This window comes from Serratia sp. DD3, assembly GCF_000496755.2.
The window spans coordinates 18,530-33,146 of record NZ_AYKS02000029.1; the positions used below are offsets into that span (position 1 = coordinate 18,530).

General features: G+C 46.1%; 17 protein-coding genes and 2 pseudogenes. 14 read left to right on the forward strand and 5 right to left on the reverse strand.

Annotated features, from left to right (window positions below; all coding sequences use genetic code 11):
- Window positions 1–141: 141 nt before the first annotated feature.
- From IO95_RS04130 to IO95_RS04200, 14 genes are all read left to right on the forward strand, one after another.
- Window positions 142–753, forward strand: coding sequence for an EcsC family protein (locus IO95_RS04130; RefSeq protein ID WP_023491186.1), 612 nt, complete (start codon window positions 142–144; stop codon window positions 751–753).
- 150 nt (window positions 754–903) lie between these two features.
- Entirely contained in the window at window positions 904–1,635 is a 732-nt protein-coding gene (locus IO95_RS04135; RefSeq protein WP_023491185.1) for a DUF3944 domain-containing protein, read from the forward strand.
- Window positions 1,636–1,687: 52 nt separating this feature from the next.
- The gene (locus IO95_RS04140; protein ID WP_023491184.1) at window positions 1,688–2,377 is read left to right on the forward strand and encodes a YafY family protein; all 690 of its coding nucleotides are present in this window, start codon (window positions 1,688–1,690) and stop codon (window positions 2,375–2,377) included.
- Window positions 2,378–2,408: 31 nt separating this feature from the next.
- On the forward strand, window positions 2,409–2,627 hold the full coding sequence (locus tag IO95_RS04145) for a hypothetical protein (protein WP_023491182.1): 219 nt from the start codon (window positions 2,409–2,411) through the stop codon (window positions 2,625–2,627).
- Window positions 2,628–2,743: 116 nt separating this feature from the next.
- On the forward strand, window positions 2,744–3,109 hold the full coding sequence (locus tag IO95_RS04150) for a hypothetical protein (RefSeq protein ID WP_023491181.1): 366 nt from the start codon (window positions 2,744–2,746) through the stop codon (window positions 3,107–3,109).
- A gap of 176 nt (window positions 3,110–3,285) precedes the next feature.
- Window positions 3,286–3,714, forward strand: coding sequence for an antirestriction protein (locus IO95_RS04155; RefSeq protein ID WP_023491180.1), 429 nt, complete (start codon window positions 3,286–3,288; stop codon window positions 3,712–3,714).
- A gap of 19 nt (window positions 3,715–3,733) precedes the next feature.
- Complete coding sequence (gene radC, locus IO95_RS04160) at window positions 3,734–4,213, forward strand: DNA repair protein RadC (RefSeq protein WP_023491179.1); 480 nt, start codon at window positions 3,734–3,736, stop codon at window positions 4,211–4,213.
- Window positions 4,214–4,223: 10 nt separating this feature from the next.
- Entirely contained in the window at window positions 4,224–4,544 is a 321-nt protein-coding gene (locus IO95_RS04165; protein ID WP_023491178.1) for a DUF5983 family protein, read from the forward strand.
- A gap of 96 nt (window positions 4,545–4,640) precedes the next feature.
- On the forward strand, window positions 4,641–5,009 hold the full coding sequence (locus tag IO95_RS04170) for a type IV toxin-antitoxin system YeeU family antitoxin (RefSeq protein WP_023491177.1): 369 nt from the start codon (window positions 4,641–4,643) through the stop codon (window positions 5,007–5,009).
- Between the two features lie 61 nt (window positions 5,010–5,070).
- A complete protein-coding gene (locus IO95_RS04175; protein WP_023491176.1) occupies window positions 5,071–5,454 on the forward strand; it encodes a TA system toxin CbtA family protein in 384 nt (127 codons plus the stop codon).
- Window positions 5,451–5,807: a DUF5983 family protein gene (locus tag IO95_RS26295; RefSeq protein ID WP_023491175.1), complete on the forward strand. Its 357-nt coding sequence runs from the start codon at window positions 5,451–5,453 to the stop codon at window positions 5,805–5,807. Before IO95_RS04175 ends, IO95_RS26295 begins: the two co-directional genes overlap by 4 nt.
- Before the next feature lie 107 nt (window positions 5,808–5,914).
- Window positions 5,915–6,769 (forward strand): DUF4942 domain-containing protein, encoded by an 855-nt coding sequence (locus IO95_RS04185; RefSeq protein WP_023491174.1) that lies wholly within the window; start codon window positions 5,915–5,917, stop codon window positions 6,767–6,769.
- A gap of 95 nt (window positions 6,770–6,864) precedes the next feature.
- Window positions 6,865–8,015 (forward strand): IS3 family transposase gene (locus tag IO95_RS04195; RefSeq protein ID WP_369794329.1). Its coding sequence is split into 2 segments (ribosomal slippage): window positions 6,865–7,126 and window positions 7,126–8,015, totalling 1,152 coding nucleotides; the frame shifts between segments, so codons are not numbered across the junction.
- A gap of 42 nt (window positions 8,016–8,057) precedes the next feature.
- The gene (locus tag IO95_RS04200) at window positions 8,058–9,734 is read left to right on the forward strand and encodes a DUF2357 domain-containing protein (protein ID WP_037384007.1); all 1,677 of its coding nucleotides are present in this window, start codon (window positions 8,058–8,060) and stop codon (window positions 9,732–9,734) included.
- 246 nt (window positions 9,735–9,980) lie between these two features.
- On the opposite strand, the gene IO95_RS04205 is transcribed toward IO95_RS04200, so the two are convergent.
- From IO95_RS04205 to IO95_RS04220, 5 genes and pseudogenes are all read right to left on the reverse strand, one after another.
- Window positions 9,981–10,847: a hypothetical protein gene (locus IO95_RS04205; protein ID WP_152554895.1), complete on the reverse strand. Its 867-nt coding sequence runs from the start codon at window positions 10,845–10,847 to the stop codon at window positions 9,981–9,983.
- Between the two features lie 119 nt (window positions 10,848–10,966).
- Window positions 10,967–11,998, reverse strand: a complete 1,032-nt coding sequence (locus IO95_RS04210; RefSeq protein ID WP_051791100.1) for a hypothetical protein — start codon at window positions 11,996–11,998, stop codon at window positions 10,967–10,969.
- Window positions 11,999–12,700: 702 nt separating this feature from the next.
- A pseudogene (locus IO95_RS23865) lies at window positions 12,701–12,898 on the reverse strand (tyrosine-type recombinase/integrase); the annotation flags it as partial.
- Between the two features lie 44 nt (window positions 12,899–12,942).
- A pseudogene (locus IO95_RS25775) lies at window positions 12,943–13,185 on the reverse strand (tyrosine-type recombinase/integrase); the annotation flags it as partial.
- Between the two features lie 108 nt (window positions 13,186–13,293).
- Window positions 13,294–14,502, reverse strand: a complete 1,209-nt coding sequence (locus IO95_RS04220; RefSeq protein ID WP_023489233.1) for a tyrosine-type recombinase/integrase — start codon at window positions 14,500–14,502, stop codon at window positions 13,294–13,296.
- Window positions 14,503–14,617 lie beyond the last annotated feature (115 nt).

Genomic DNA, 14,617 nt, shown 5'->3' on the forward strand with positions numbered 1-14,617 from the left:
AAACCAGGTCAAATACTGGTTCGCAATTATTTAATACCTGAGTGCTAAACCAACACATTTTCACACCTATATCACTGAAGGGAATTACGCCACAGTATTAACCGTAGCGTGTGTTTTCCACTCAATGAAACAGGTCCTATCATGCACGATGAGACATCATCCCCTCCGCCGATATCTCGCTGGCTGGAGGCTTTATACACCAAAGCCCTACAAGGTGGCCCTGGCATCAGTTCCGCCTATCAATTGGCAGAGCAGTACCGCAATACCTTCTCAACCCCACAAAGCGCCGCCCTGAGTCTGGTTCGCTGGGAATCAGCCAAAGCGGCTACCAGCGGATTTATGCTGGGTGTGGGAGGCATAGTAACACTTCCCATTACGCTACCTGCCAGCCTGGTTGGGCCACTGTTGCTACAGCTCAGGTTGATTGCTGCCATCGCTTTACTGGGTGGGCAGGATGTCCACGACTTGCATACCCGCCATCTGGTTTATCTCTGCCTCGGCGGCACTGTCGCTAAAGATGGCTTGCAGGCATATGGTACCTATCTGTTCCAACAGATTTCAGCACAGGCCCTTGAGCAGGTGACCGAAAAAACCGCCACACACCTGACCACTCGACTGGCTGGCCGTCTCCCGACTGCCCATGCGAGCCATCTCGTGCCACTGCTGAGTGGCGTGGTCAGCGGTAGCTTGGATTATCTGGCAGTACGGTCAGCGGGCGCATTGGCCTGCGCCGCCTTTTTGCACAAGGACTGAGCCACTTTTTCCTTACCTGCCGCGTCACACCCTGTCCAATTCAGCCCCTCGGTGTCAGGAAAATCACCGTTTTGACCGCCATACCCTGTCAGGCCCCTCCGTTACAGTAGTCGCCAGTTCACGATATACGGCCAACACAGGAGAAATACCATGGCGACCTACCGCATCGACCCCGACCTGACATTTTTAGGGCAGTGCTCTAACGACGACCTGAGCGCACTGGTCTCCGTGCTCACCCACGATACCAAAGACGGCAAAAAGCGCTGGTCAGAAAGCCTGACCAGCACCCCGGAATACACGCTGTTTTACCCCGACCACCAGAAGTATTGGACGGCCATCGGTGCCGAACTGCAGGCCTTTGGGGCCAACAGTCTGGCGACACTGACTCGACTCAACAAAGGCGTGCTCTACCGAGAGTTGCTGACGGATGCGTGTAAAAAGCTCAAGGTCAACTTCAGCAAGGAGAGCTCCATTGAAACGATAGAACTGAACATGCTGTTGAAAGTGATGGAGAAAAGCCTGGCAGAAATGACCGAAGAGGAACTGCAGCAGTTATCTCATGACATGCAGCTCAATCTGTCCAAGCCCACACCTCAACTGGTGTTGATGGCGCTACAGGCGGCCATTCGCACCTCCGGCATGGCTGCGCTGGAGCTGGCCACACTGCTGGCCATTAATATCATCAATACCTTGGGTGGAATTGCCACGATAGGGGCCTACTTTGTTGCACAACGTGCACTGACCGTACTGGCTGGCCCCATTGGCTTGACGCTCAGTTCTGCCTGGCTCATTGCCGACGTTACTGGCCCTGCCTACCGGGTCACCGTACCGGCTTGCATTATCGTGGCCTACCTACGCCAGAAACACCTCGCACAACAATAACCCGCGCCCCTGTACGGTCGTGCAGGGGAACCTTTCACTCAGGGAATCAATTATGTCCGCACAGGAACGTCGCCATGACAGGCTCGCCTACCGGTTGGCCTCCATCATCAGTCGGCTCTTCAATGGCGAATCCCTCTCCGTGGCTGCGTTGGCACGGGAGTTCAATGTCTCGTTACGTACACTGGACCGGGATTTCAACACACGTCTGGTCGGTCTGGATATGGATCACCGTGAGGGCTGCTATCGTTTGGCTGACTCGCAGCGCCCCTTTCGTACCGACAGGGACATCATCCAGTTTGCCAGCATTACTGACGTGAAGCAGTTCTTTCCCGCACTGGATAGAAAGCTGTTGTCCGTGTTGCTCAACAAAGAGCTAGACTCGCCCTACATCGTCTATAACGCGCCCCCCAAGCGGTTGCCATCGTTATTCGGCGGGTTTTATGTCATTACCCAGGCCATTGTGGAGAACCGCATTATCCGCTTTGTTTACGAAGGCCTGAAACACTCAGCCGCAGAACCCTACAAACTGATTTATTTTGCCGGGGACTGGTATCTGTGTGCTGCCATCAACAACATCATTCAGGTGTTTGACATGCATCACCTGAGCGATATCACGCTGACCATCAGCACGTTCGTCAAAAAGGAGGCTATCAATAACATCATTAGCGAAGAGAAGTTCATAACAGCATTACCGCATTTTCAATATATCAAGGCGTTGACCGCAACCGAATCGGGTCAATAGATATCACCTAAAGGTTAAAGAGAGCATCACCATGTCTGTATTTCGTCACCTTGCGACAGCCACAGGAATTATCGCGACCTTGTTTAGCGTCTACCAAGCTCAGGGGGCCATGGCTGAACAAATGCGTAAAGACGCCTGCTCGCCTTGGGCGGTGCGGGTCGGTCGGATTGGCGCTTTGTTTGTTACCTCGTTGCTGATGGGGGGATTGGTAGATGCACTCATCCAACGCGTGTTCCCTCAACGTGGGTAACTCACGCATCCCGATACAGGGAGACGATGTTTATTTCACTGACAATAAAACAGGTACCGGGTTTTCAACTGCCCCGGATAAACAACTATACACTTAGCTTATCAATGGAGAATATCATGCGTAAAATCAGCGTATTACTTATCGGCTTCTCATGGGTATTTTCGAGCGTAGCCACTGCCAAGGTCAATTTGGCAGAGGTTGAGCATTGGAATAATATTGGTAATCAGTATCAGACCTATTCGTATTTTGGTGATGTGAGTGACAAGCTTGTCGCTGAAAAGGGTGACAATGCTGTGATATGGCAGGATGCGGGTACCAGTTGTCCTGCCGGCAGTTTCTATCTGGTCAACAAAAGACTCAAAACCTATAAAGAAATCGATAGCGGCACCTGTGATGACAGGAACTTTGCCATCAAACTGGAAAATAATACCGTTACGTTCACCTCTGAAGGAAAAGTTACTGCCGTCTATCCGGTCTATTAAGCACTGGGAGATACTTATTCTGCTAACGCCCATGGTGGGCAGTAATAGTCCTCACCCATTGAATCTTTTGCGTTAACACCAGGGAAATATTTTCCACACATCAAACAGGCTCCTCCGGTTTTCCGGTGGGGCCTGTTTTGCTTTTATGCCTTTCATCTCAAGGAGTTTATTCAACCATGAACAATGTATCACCCACACCTCAACGCGTGACCGCCACTGTTGTGCCAAACCGCCAGCGCCTCCGTTTCTGGCCACAGCACTTTGGCAACATACCGCAATGGCTCATTCTGGAGCCGCACGCCTTTGGCTGGCTTGACCGCCTATGTACTGATTACAACGGGGGCTCCTGGCACTTTTATACGCTGAGCAATGGGGGGGCCTTTATGGCACCAGAAAGCGATGAGCGGTGGTCACTGTTTAACGACATGAATGGCAATGGTGCCGAAATGGGTGCTGAGGCTGCCGGTATTACCGCTTGCCTAATGACCTATAGCCACCACGCTTGCCGTACCGAAAGCGAGGCGATGACCGAACATTTCTACCGATTGCGTGAATACGCTCTCACTCACTCAGAGTGCAAAGCCATTTTCGCCCTGATTGACTGAGCAACAAGGGACTCTCACCATGAAAATCACCTTATCCCCCATAGTGGCTGAAATGTCACCTGGCGAACAACGGACCGTCCGACGCGCCCTGAATCTGCTGGCTAAACAGTTGCGGGAACCGGGCGTAGCGTTTACCTCCACCAGCGTGACCCGTGACTGGCTGCGCCTGCATCTGACTGGGCTTGAGCGTGAAGTCTTCGTTGTGCTGTGGCTCGATAATCAAAACCGACTACTGGCTCAGGAGACGCTGTTTACCGGCACCATCAACAGTACCACCGTCCACCCGCGCGAGTTGGTGAAGTCTGCTCTGAAGCACAATGCCGCTAAAGCCGTATTGGCCCACAATCATCCGTCCCAGTTGGCCGAGCCCAGCCAGGCTGACCGACAAATCACCGACAGGATAAAGGCTGCACTGGAATTGGTAGATGTGCGAGTGCTGGACCACCTAGTTGTCGGTGGCCTGGATATCGTCTCATTTGCCGAACGTGGCTGGTTGTGAGGAGGACAAGATGACAACAACCACACCGCTTTTACGCTTTGGTCTGCAATGCAGTTCGGCCCATATCACTGAAGATGACAACACCGTGCTGTATCGAGTCTCTCATTGCCACGATGAGTTTAGTGATGGTGAGTGGATCTCATTTTCGGGCACTGGCTATCTGATCCGTCTGGATGCGTGGACCCACCCGATATTGCAACTCAAACGCCTGGGGCTCTCCAAACCCTGCCGATATCTGGTCAGCACCCTGATGAAGCGACACCAACTGACCTACCTGCATATTGATGCACTGGGTGAACTGCTACCCGACTTTGCCACCTTCGGTTGGTAATGACTCACTACACCAAAACCAGCCTTATCTACTTTCTCATCCACGATACACCCCTGCTTCATTGCTGGGCCGTGTCTATTTCAAGGAAACTTAGCGATGACAAATATCGAACCTGATAGCCCCTCCCAGGGGGCAGATATCACCCCACCAGTCTGGGGGTTAAAACGTGCCATCACGCCACAGTTTGGGGCGCGTCTGGTACAGCAAGGCCACCAACTGCATTACCTGGGAGATCGTGCAGATGTCGTGGGGACGTTCAGCGATGCCGAGTTGCGTCATCTCGACCAACAATTCCCGCTCTGGCTTCAGCAGTTGGAGTCGATGCTGATGTCTGGTGAACTCAATCCCCGACAACAACATTGCGTCACACTTCATACAAACGGACTGACCTGCGAAGCCGATACGTTGGGCTCGTGCGGTTATGTGTACATAGCCATTTATCCAACACCGGCGGCAACCGCATAAAACGGCGTTACCTCACTCAGGCATTAACGTTTTCTCCCAACCTTCTATCAGGATAACAATCATGCAAACTGTATCGGTTACCCCGAAACGGGCGGCTCGGTCCTGCCCGTCACCTATCGCCATCTGGCAGGCGTTGCTGACCCATCTGTTGCAACAACACTATGGTCTGACACTGGAAGACACCGCCTTTAGTCACGATGGAGTCATTCAAGAAAACCTTGATGCGGGTATTTCTCTGGCGGATGCGCTGAATTGTATCGTGGAAAAATATGAACTGGTGCGTATTGACCGCACTGGTTTCAGTATCCGCGAACAATCACCGTTTATTACGCCTATTGATATTCTCCGGGCCAGACAGGCTACAGGCTTGATGAAACGCCGAGGTTACAAGGCCATCACCCATATCACCAACGGTAAAAACCAACGACAGGGGACACATCCGTGAAAATCGACTTGAATATTGAAGCCGACAGTATCCTCGTACTGGGACTGAACAGGGGGAGGATAGCCGTTGACGTGGATGGTATCGAGCTGGCTGCGTTGATTAAAGCGGTCAATAACCACGGTTATTCGTTGCAGAAAACCAGTGAACCCGAATACGCCAGTGTGGCATCGCCTTGCTCATTACCCCTTGCAGAAGGGCTACAAATCCTCATTGACTGGTTGCAGGACAATATTGATTGTGACTCAACGCTCATCTTTGATAACGATGAAAAGATGACCGACTCCAGCAAACTGTTGCCTTGTGTTGAACAGGCCTTGAACGTGGTTCTCAACCTTCAGTCCATGGCAAATTAGTCAACGTAACAACCGCCATAACGTATTCCCCCTAAACAAGCATCAACGCTGCCCACTGGGTGGCGTTTTGCTTTTTTATCTCTGTCTTAAATAAAGGAAGTAAAATCATGTCGACACTCACTCACACTGAACCCGAAGTGTTAACCGGCCATATCGAAGTTATCTGCTCCACCAACATTGAACGTATCGTTGTTGGGCGTAATGCCGCGCTGGCGCAAATTCAGGCCATTATCCACCAGCTTGAAGATATCTCGACCATGACCAGTAGTATTGGCGGTGGTGTTGCAAGAGACTGGGCTATGCGTCAAGACTTCCGCTGCGGTAGTTGGCTGATGGAGAAAGTAGAAACCGCCATGAAAGTCATTACCCGCAATCTTGACCGCGAGATATGGCGAGACCTGATGGGAAAATCGGGTATGCTCAGCTTGATGGATGCTCAGGCCCGTGACCAGTGGTATCGAAATCTGGAAGGGGATAACATTCCAGCCATCAGTGAAGAGAATATCTACAGTACCTTTGAGCAACTGCATAAAAATAAAGATGAAGTCTTTGAGCGTGGCGTCATCAACCTGTTCAAAGTATTATCCTGGAATTACAAAACCAATCATCCTTGTAAATTTGGCAAGAAAATTATTGTCAGCGGTTTGGTGTGTTACAACCAATGGGGATTTACGCTAAATCATAACTACCGGCGTGACCAATTGGCGGATTTGGAGAGGATGTTGTTCCTGTTGGAGGACAAGGCGATACCGGATAATCGGAGGGATGTCACCTCTCGGCTGTATGATCATATCAGTGCCAATCGGCAGAGGGCGGAGGTTTATGAAGATGAGTATTTTACAATCAAATACTTTATGAAGGGATCGGCGCATCTGACATTTAAGAAACCGGCGTTGATGGACAAGATGAACGATATCATTGCCAAGCATTACCCAGGCGTATTGCCGGAACGGATAGGCTAGCGGTGCATGTTAGGTTGTATTAGCTGTGACCTGATCTTACCCAGCAATAGTGGACACGGCACTAAGTGAGTAAACTCTTAACCTAGAGGTGACTCATGACTAAAACATCAACAACGAAAAACAAGCCCCGTAAACAACATACGCCCGCCTTTCGTGACGAAGCACTTAAGCTCGCCCAACGTATTGGGGTGGCCGCCGCTGCGCGAGAACTCGGTCTGTATGAATCGCAAATCTACGCTTGGCGTACTAAGCAACAGCAAAACCTATCTGCTTCTGAGCGTGAACAGACTCTTGCTACTGAAAATGCCCGCTTAAAGCGCCAATTAGCCGAACGTGATGAAGAGTTGGCTATTCTCCAAAAGGCCGCGACATACTTCGCGAAGCGCCTGAAATGAAGTATGTCTTTATCGAAAAACATCAGGCTGAGTTCAGCATCAAAGCCATGTGTCGGGTGCTCCGTGTCGCCCGCAGTGGCTGGTATGCCTGGCGTCTACGTCATCATCAGATAACCCCGCGTCAGCAGTTCCGTCTTGTCTGCGATGAGGCCGTTGGAAAGGCATTCAGTGACGCAAAACAGCGGTATGGTGCGCCACGTCTTACTGATGAGCTTCCAGCGTACAACGTCAAAACCATCGCCGCTAGCCTACGTCGTCAGGGGCTGCGCGCAAAGGCCTCGCGCCGGTTCAGGCCGGTCAGTTACCGTGAGCATGGTTTGCCGGTGTCAGAAAACCTGTTGAAACAAGACTTTACCGCCTGTGGGCCGAATCAGAAATGGGCGGGTGACATTACCTACTTGCGTACAGATGAAGGCTGGCTTTACCTGGCGGTGGTGATTGACCTGTGGTCGCGAGCCGTCATCGGCTGGTCGATGTCCTCGCGGATGACGGCACAACTGGCGTGCGATGCGTTGCAAATGGCGTTGTGGCGGCGTAAACGCCCGGAAAATGTCATTGTTCATACAGACAGAGGCAGCCAGTACTGTTCAGCGGATTACCAGGCCTTACTGAAACGCCATAATCTGCGTGGCAGTATGAGCGCAAAAGGCTGTTGTTACGACAATGCCTGTGTTGAAAGCTTCTTCCACTCACTAAAAGTGGAGTGTATCCACGGCGAGCACTTTGCCAGCCGGGAAATAATGCAAACAACCGTGTTTAATTATATCGAGTGCGATTACAATCGCTGGCGTCGCCACAGTGCCTGTGGTGGTCTTAGCCCGGAACAATTTGAAAACCAAAACCTCGCTTAGCCGTGTGTCCATTGTTCGTGGGTAAGATCAATGCGGTGACATATGTCAGAACTGTATATTCAGGCAGAAGGAAGTGAAATTTTTTGGAAAGTGTGGCCTATTCCTGAAACAATTCCTGCTGGCTCAATCAGGGAAGGTAATTCATACCTGTTTGAACTCCGAGGTTGTGAGAATGCATCAATTGCAGATCTCTTTATTGATGATATACCTATTGAAGCTTTAAGATCAAAGCACGCGGATAACGCACGTTGGCGTTGGCAGCCAGGGTTTCATGCAGGTCTTGTTGAAGCCATGTTACATATTCCTGACATAGGTTATTATCGTTTTGAAATAACTACAGATCCCGATCTGCGAAAACTTACACGCAATGATTTTGACACGATGGTGCGTGAAATATTGCAGGATACTTTTTCACTATTCTCACTAAGCGCATTTCGCAAAGGTATCGCGCACCAATCCGGAAACAAAGCCCCCCCTCTCGCTCGACTTGAGTTTCTGCGCTCACGCGTGGAAGAAATAACAGAGGCTATAGATGCAATTTCCCACTCACCTCGACATAGTTTATATGCAAAAGATGTATCAATCCCAGTACATCGTGTAATTCGCGCAACAGGTCCTGAAATTCTTAAATCCTTCCGTTCGGGCACGATACTGACGGAAACTATTACACCTTCAATATTACCAAAAATACTTAGAGGTCGTCTTCCGGCTAAGATTAAACAACGACAGCGTTGTAATAATATCGATATACCAGAACATAGACAAATTAAATCCTGTCTTAAATCATGGGCCGCATGGCTTTCCAATATTGCTGATATATTAGAAAAAACAATAACCGTTAACGCTCTCGAAAAAAATAAAAATATTAATAACTGGGCAATTCGCACTAAAAAAATAGCCCATAAACTCAATAATTCGGCAAACTCTCCATTCCTAATTGAAGTCAGTGAAGCACGGGCAGAATTGTGTATGTCATCATTATTTCGGAATGACCCGAAATATAACCGTTTCTATCGTCTATGGCAAGATATGAATCTTGGGTTAGCTGCATTGTTTGGTGATTTTTTACAAATGCCGCTAGCTAAAACTCACGAACTTTATGAGCTTTGGTGTTTCCTACGCTTATTAAATGCAGCTATAAAGGAATTCGGCCAAAAAGAAGTTGATCTTAGTAAGCTATTTACTCTAAGCAGCAACAACAATGTTACACTTAGTACCGGGGCTATTACTATCCCCATAGGTCCTGATAAGATAATTTGTTTTCAACGTCGATATAGAGAGTATTGGATTGAACCTAATGGAGAGGGGAGCTTTAGTCGAGTTATGATCCCTGATGTTGTTTTTTCTGGTACAGGTTTAGGAGGCCCAGAAAAAAAAATGATCATTCTCGATGCAAAGTATCGAATTGATGAAGGGCTAAATGATGCCCTGAGTTCAATCCATACATACCGGGATGCGCTTGTCCAAGAAGCGAATAATGGCAATATAGAGGAGATAGTTACCGCTGCATATCTACTGACTCCACATACTCCCGTTCTTGACAATAACTTTCAGAAAATGTCAGTGCCGGGTCGATTGTTTCATCCACAATACCGAGGAAAATTCCGATTTGGTGCGATTACATTACGGCCAGGAATGACATTAGATGAAGTGCAGGTTTGTCTGAATAATATTTTTTCGGATGCTACAATACCGGGCAGCGCATGGCCGGTATCATGAGCCTGCTGCAAACCGCCAAACAAAATAGTATCGAGCCTTTTACCTAGTTGCGCTTCGTTCTTACCCATCTTCCGACATGGAAAAATAGCCAACCAGACGAACTGCTACCCTTCGCAAAAAAAACCTTCGCCTGACCAGCGCCAACAGAATAAGCAATAAGGCTACTTACTAAAGGTGAGACCACGGATGCTTACATTGTTAACAATGCGAGTTCATCACTCTCTTACAAAGTAGCGAGGAAACAATTTATGTCGTATTCTCTTCCGCGCTAACGATATCTTGCTCCATTATTATACTATGCCATACTATTGCATGAAATAACGTTGTTATATATTGTATTGCATGCTTATTTACTAATGGAAAAAACAATTCAGCATCATCAATATCATCTAAATTTATATTACTATTATTAGAGTGAGAAAAATGGAAAAACCTATTCCTTAAGGTTATCAAGAAAGTGTGAAACATTGAGAATGGGATTGAAAATACATCAGGTTCACTGTGGTTTTCAGCGTATGCCTCTTGTTTTTTTAAAGGGAGTATTTTTTCCTTTAGTGCATTGAATACTCTTTTTTTATAATTTTCATCACCAATAATATTAATATCAAAGGAGCTATCTAGTAACTCATCATTTTTAAAGACGTCTTTAATGAAATTACTCAAGAACTTAAGCTCACCAGTATTATCAGATGAACCAGAGGAGAACCATTTCCTTAAATTATTAAACGTATTATGATAATTATCTGTCAAAGAGCTATAAATCATTGGAAATGCATACGATATACTTTCATATGCCCTATAAATATGTACAAATGCAAGTGTGTTGTTTTTTACTTGAACATTATAAACCGCACTGCATATTTCTTGATAAAATGACTTGTAGAAATTTCTATTTTTGAATTTATTAACTTTTATGAATGTGTTATAATGCTGAAGTCTCCCACCGTCCTCATAACCATTCAAAAACTCCAAGTGACTTTTAGTTATGCTATCATTTTCCTGTTGTATCGCTTCCGTGTTTCCCTCAATATTTTCGGTGGTGCAGGTTTCAATCTCATTTAAAGGGAAAAAATAATTAATTTCTAGATCAACTATTGTATCATATGCCTTCATTTTACATGTCCCTGAAAGCAGACGAAAAATCCTGATTAACTCTGGGGAACTCTCATCCAGTCTAAATATTGAACTGCAAGGTTCCGATATCTCAATAAGTTCAATTTTCATCCCCATGATTAGTTCGACTCCGTTTCTTCAATAAAATAACCCAAAATCTCATCATAATCATCACGGAGTATATCAGCTTTAGCAAAATATTTGTGGCTCAAGTTGCGTCTAAATTTCCCTAAATTAACTTTTGAAGGGTTGATACTAGCAAATGCTCTGTCAAAGGCTTCAATATGGTTTTTAAATTCCTCTACGGAAAGTTTTTCTATGTATGAATAGCCTTCGGAATACCCAACCGCAAAACCAATCATGTTATTACTAACCCCAAACCATTTTTTATTTGTAGGATCGGAAGCCATTTTATCCATAAACTTTACTACATCATCAAACTGAACCTCTTTTTCAATCACTTCATGGGACATTATTCTCCCTAAGATTATTTCATCCATTTTTTCACTAATTATTTTATTGTTTTCATTATTTACATTACCAGTAAAGAATGCTAAATATGCCTTGGCCACATCAGCCATATCATAACTTCCTTCTACTGAATTTTCTGCCTTTTTCTTTTCAGTTTGTATAGTGATATTAACGGTTTGATAATCCAACATTTCCTCTGTTAAAACTTCGATCTGATGTCTTGGAGACATTTGTTTTTGACCGTTATTGAGAGTAATCATTCGGTAAAGCAACATATCTTTTTTCTTGGATACTATAATGCTCAAATATAACTTTTGACATAAATCAATGTTTGGGTTCTCTTTAACACCATTCAATGTATTTAGCCTTTGAATACCGTCTAAAACATATCCTTTAGATATATTTTCATTTATGAATTTCTCTATTTTATCGATGTCTCGATCACTATATAAATCATTTCCTTGTTCAACAAAAGCTAATGTTAACGCAGGCATTAAGCATCCATTTACTAAATCCTTGCTTAACCTTTCATAGAATTTCTTATTCTGTAATTTTCTCTGCGAATCATATCTGTCTATCAGGGGGAACAGTTTTTCTATAGCAAGCTCATAATTAGCTTCTGCATTGAGAACCAGGCTTTTTATTACTCTATCGTAGCCAATTGATGTTATTTTTATCATGATTTATTTCCTTTTAATTAAAATCAATGAACTTATCAGTAAAATAACTTTTAAAAACACACACAAACTCAAGGTAAAAACATAAGTATTTTTTTGAAAAACAATTTTTGTATAATACGCTCATATCGGTCGTTAAATCCACAATTTTAACTATAAATACGATCGAGGTAACTGCATAACAATCTAATTGATTAAGGCATCATCTTCGGGATATTTAACATGTGCATTGTGTGACTGTGGGAGCAGGGTATGCGGCGTAACCGGCACTGGGAACGTCACACCATTGACTGAAAGATGTCCACAACCTCAGGCGTAGTGCCTTGTTGATGGCTTTCGCCCTCTCCAAGCGACGTTGACGAAACAATGGCAAAAAAACGTGAATCGATTAAAGCCAGCAAAGTCAGATCATCACTGACGTTGTTGGCTTGTTTTCACCTTTTTATCATCCAATAGCAGTAAAGATGGCTAGCCATCTTTACTGCTGATTTAACTCTATTATCTATTAAAACAACGTTCCAACCTCCCTCAACCACACTTGCTCCCTGCTCTAAATAACTTGTCACAATAGTGAGCCACTTTACGCCATACCTTAAACCGTAAGGGTTACAAGCTTCCAACCACAAGGCCGAGCACCGATGCAGAGTACGAGCGCACCATGACAACATGTTTGAAAATACACCAAAATCATCAACTATAGCGGTACTATGAAATGCTATTTGGACTGTCCATATAATCCGCATACCACTGCATCATCTCTCGTCGTTGATCCATATATTGAGCATGATTATAAGTCCCACGGATGCTGTTCTTCTCCACATGTGCAAGTTGCGCCTCTAACCATGTAGGGTACTATTCTCACTCATGCAAGATAGTACTCATGGTACAGCGAAAGCCATCGCCAATCATCGTCCGAACTTGGCAAAATCAAACGGACTAATCATCTTCTATCTATTCACATCCAAGAAGTCAGCCCACCATTGCAGCATTAGCTTGCGTTCATCCAGATGCTCAGCCTTATGGATATAAGTCTCCCACACAGAGTTGCGTTCCATATGGCTCATCTGCCGCTCAACGGCATCTTTCGACCATAAACCCGACTCGATCAATGAACTACAGGCCATGGTTCTGAAGCCGTGGCCACAGACTTCAACCTTGGTGTCATACCCCATCGGGCGTAACGTGTTATTTGATAGTTTTCTTACACACCGAGCGGCATTGACAGCAAAAAAATGACACTTACTAGAAACCAACAGCACCAGTATTATCACTGGTGCTGTTGGCTTTTTTACGTTCTATTACTGAGCTACAGATAGCATTAGTATTACGCTCCCGCTTTCCAGGTTATCGATGTAGTTTGCATACCACTGCAACATGTCCCTCCGTTGCTCCAAATACTGCGCATGGTTATACGTGCCACGAATGGTGTTCTTATCCACATGCGCAAGCTGTAACTCGATCCAAGCCGTGTTATAGCCCTGTTCATGCAGAATAGTACTCATCGTATGCCGGAAGCCGTGCCCTGTTGCCTTCCCGTGGTAACCAAGCCGTTTCAGTACCTGGTTGATACTCGCTTCGCTCATCGGTTTAGTGATGTCGTTGCGGCCCGGAAAAACCAAGTTGTAACGGCCAGTCACCGCTTGAATCTCACGAAGTGACGCCACAACTTGGTCGGATAAGGGGACCAAATGCGGACGACGCATCTTCATCCTTTCTACCGGCACTTCCCAAACTCGTTTATCAAAATCAAACTCTTTCCATTCGGCCTGGCGTAGTTCGACAGTACGAACACCCGTCAGCATCAAAATACGTGTCGCAAGTCGGGTTATAGGGCTACCAGAATACGCGGCAAGGGCTTGCAAGAAATTGGGGAGTTCGTCAGCTAACAAATGGGGATAATGGATGGATTTAGGCGCGGTCAAAGCGCTTGCCAATTCAGAAGCTGGGTTAGTCTCAGCTCTACCGGTAACAATCGCATAGCGAAATACCTGATTACAGGCTTGGCGAATTTTACGCAGTTTATCGAGCACCCCGCGTTTTTCGAGTTTTCTCAGCGAACTGAGTACCTCAAGCGGCTTGATTTCAGCAATGGGCCGTTTACCGATATCAGGAAAAATATCATTCTCGAACGCTTCCATTAGATCTTCGGCATAGCCTTTCGACCAGTTGGGTCGTTTATACTCATGCCACTCTAACGCAATGGCTTTAAAGGTGTTTTCTACATTGGCTTTTTTAGCCAGCTTTTCTGCTTTTTTCTCCTCTCCTGGATCACCGCCTAAAGCGACAACCTTACGTGCGTCCTCACGTTTCTGTCGAGCGTCAGCCAGAGAGATATCAGGGTAGACACCAATAGAAAGCTTTTTCTCTTTACCCAAAACACGGTACTTCAAACGCCAGTATTTCGCGCCGTTGGGTTTTACTAACAGGTACAGCCCTCCACCATCGGTAAGCTTGTACTCTTTCTCTTTTGGTTTAGCGGTCTCAATCTGTCGTGCATTTAGTGGCATAGGGGGCCCCTAATTTCCATTGAACGAGATGAGCCCCCTCAAAGGCCCCCAGTCACCTCTTGATTTGGGTATAACTGGGTTGACCTCGATAGAGCTCGTGACAGAAAAATTCAGT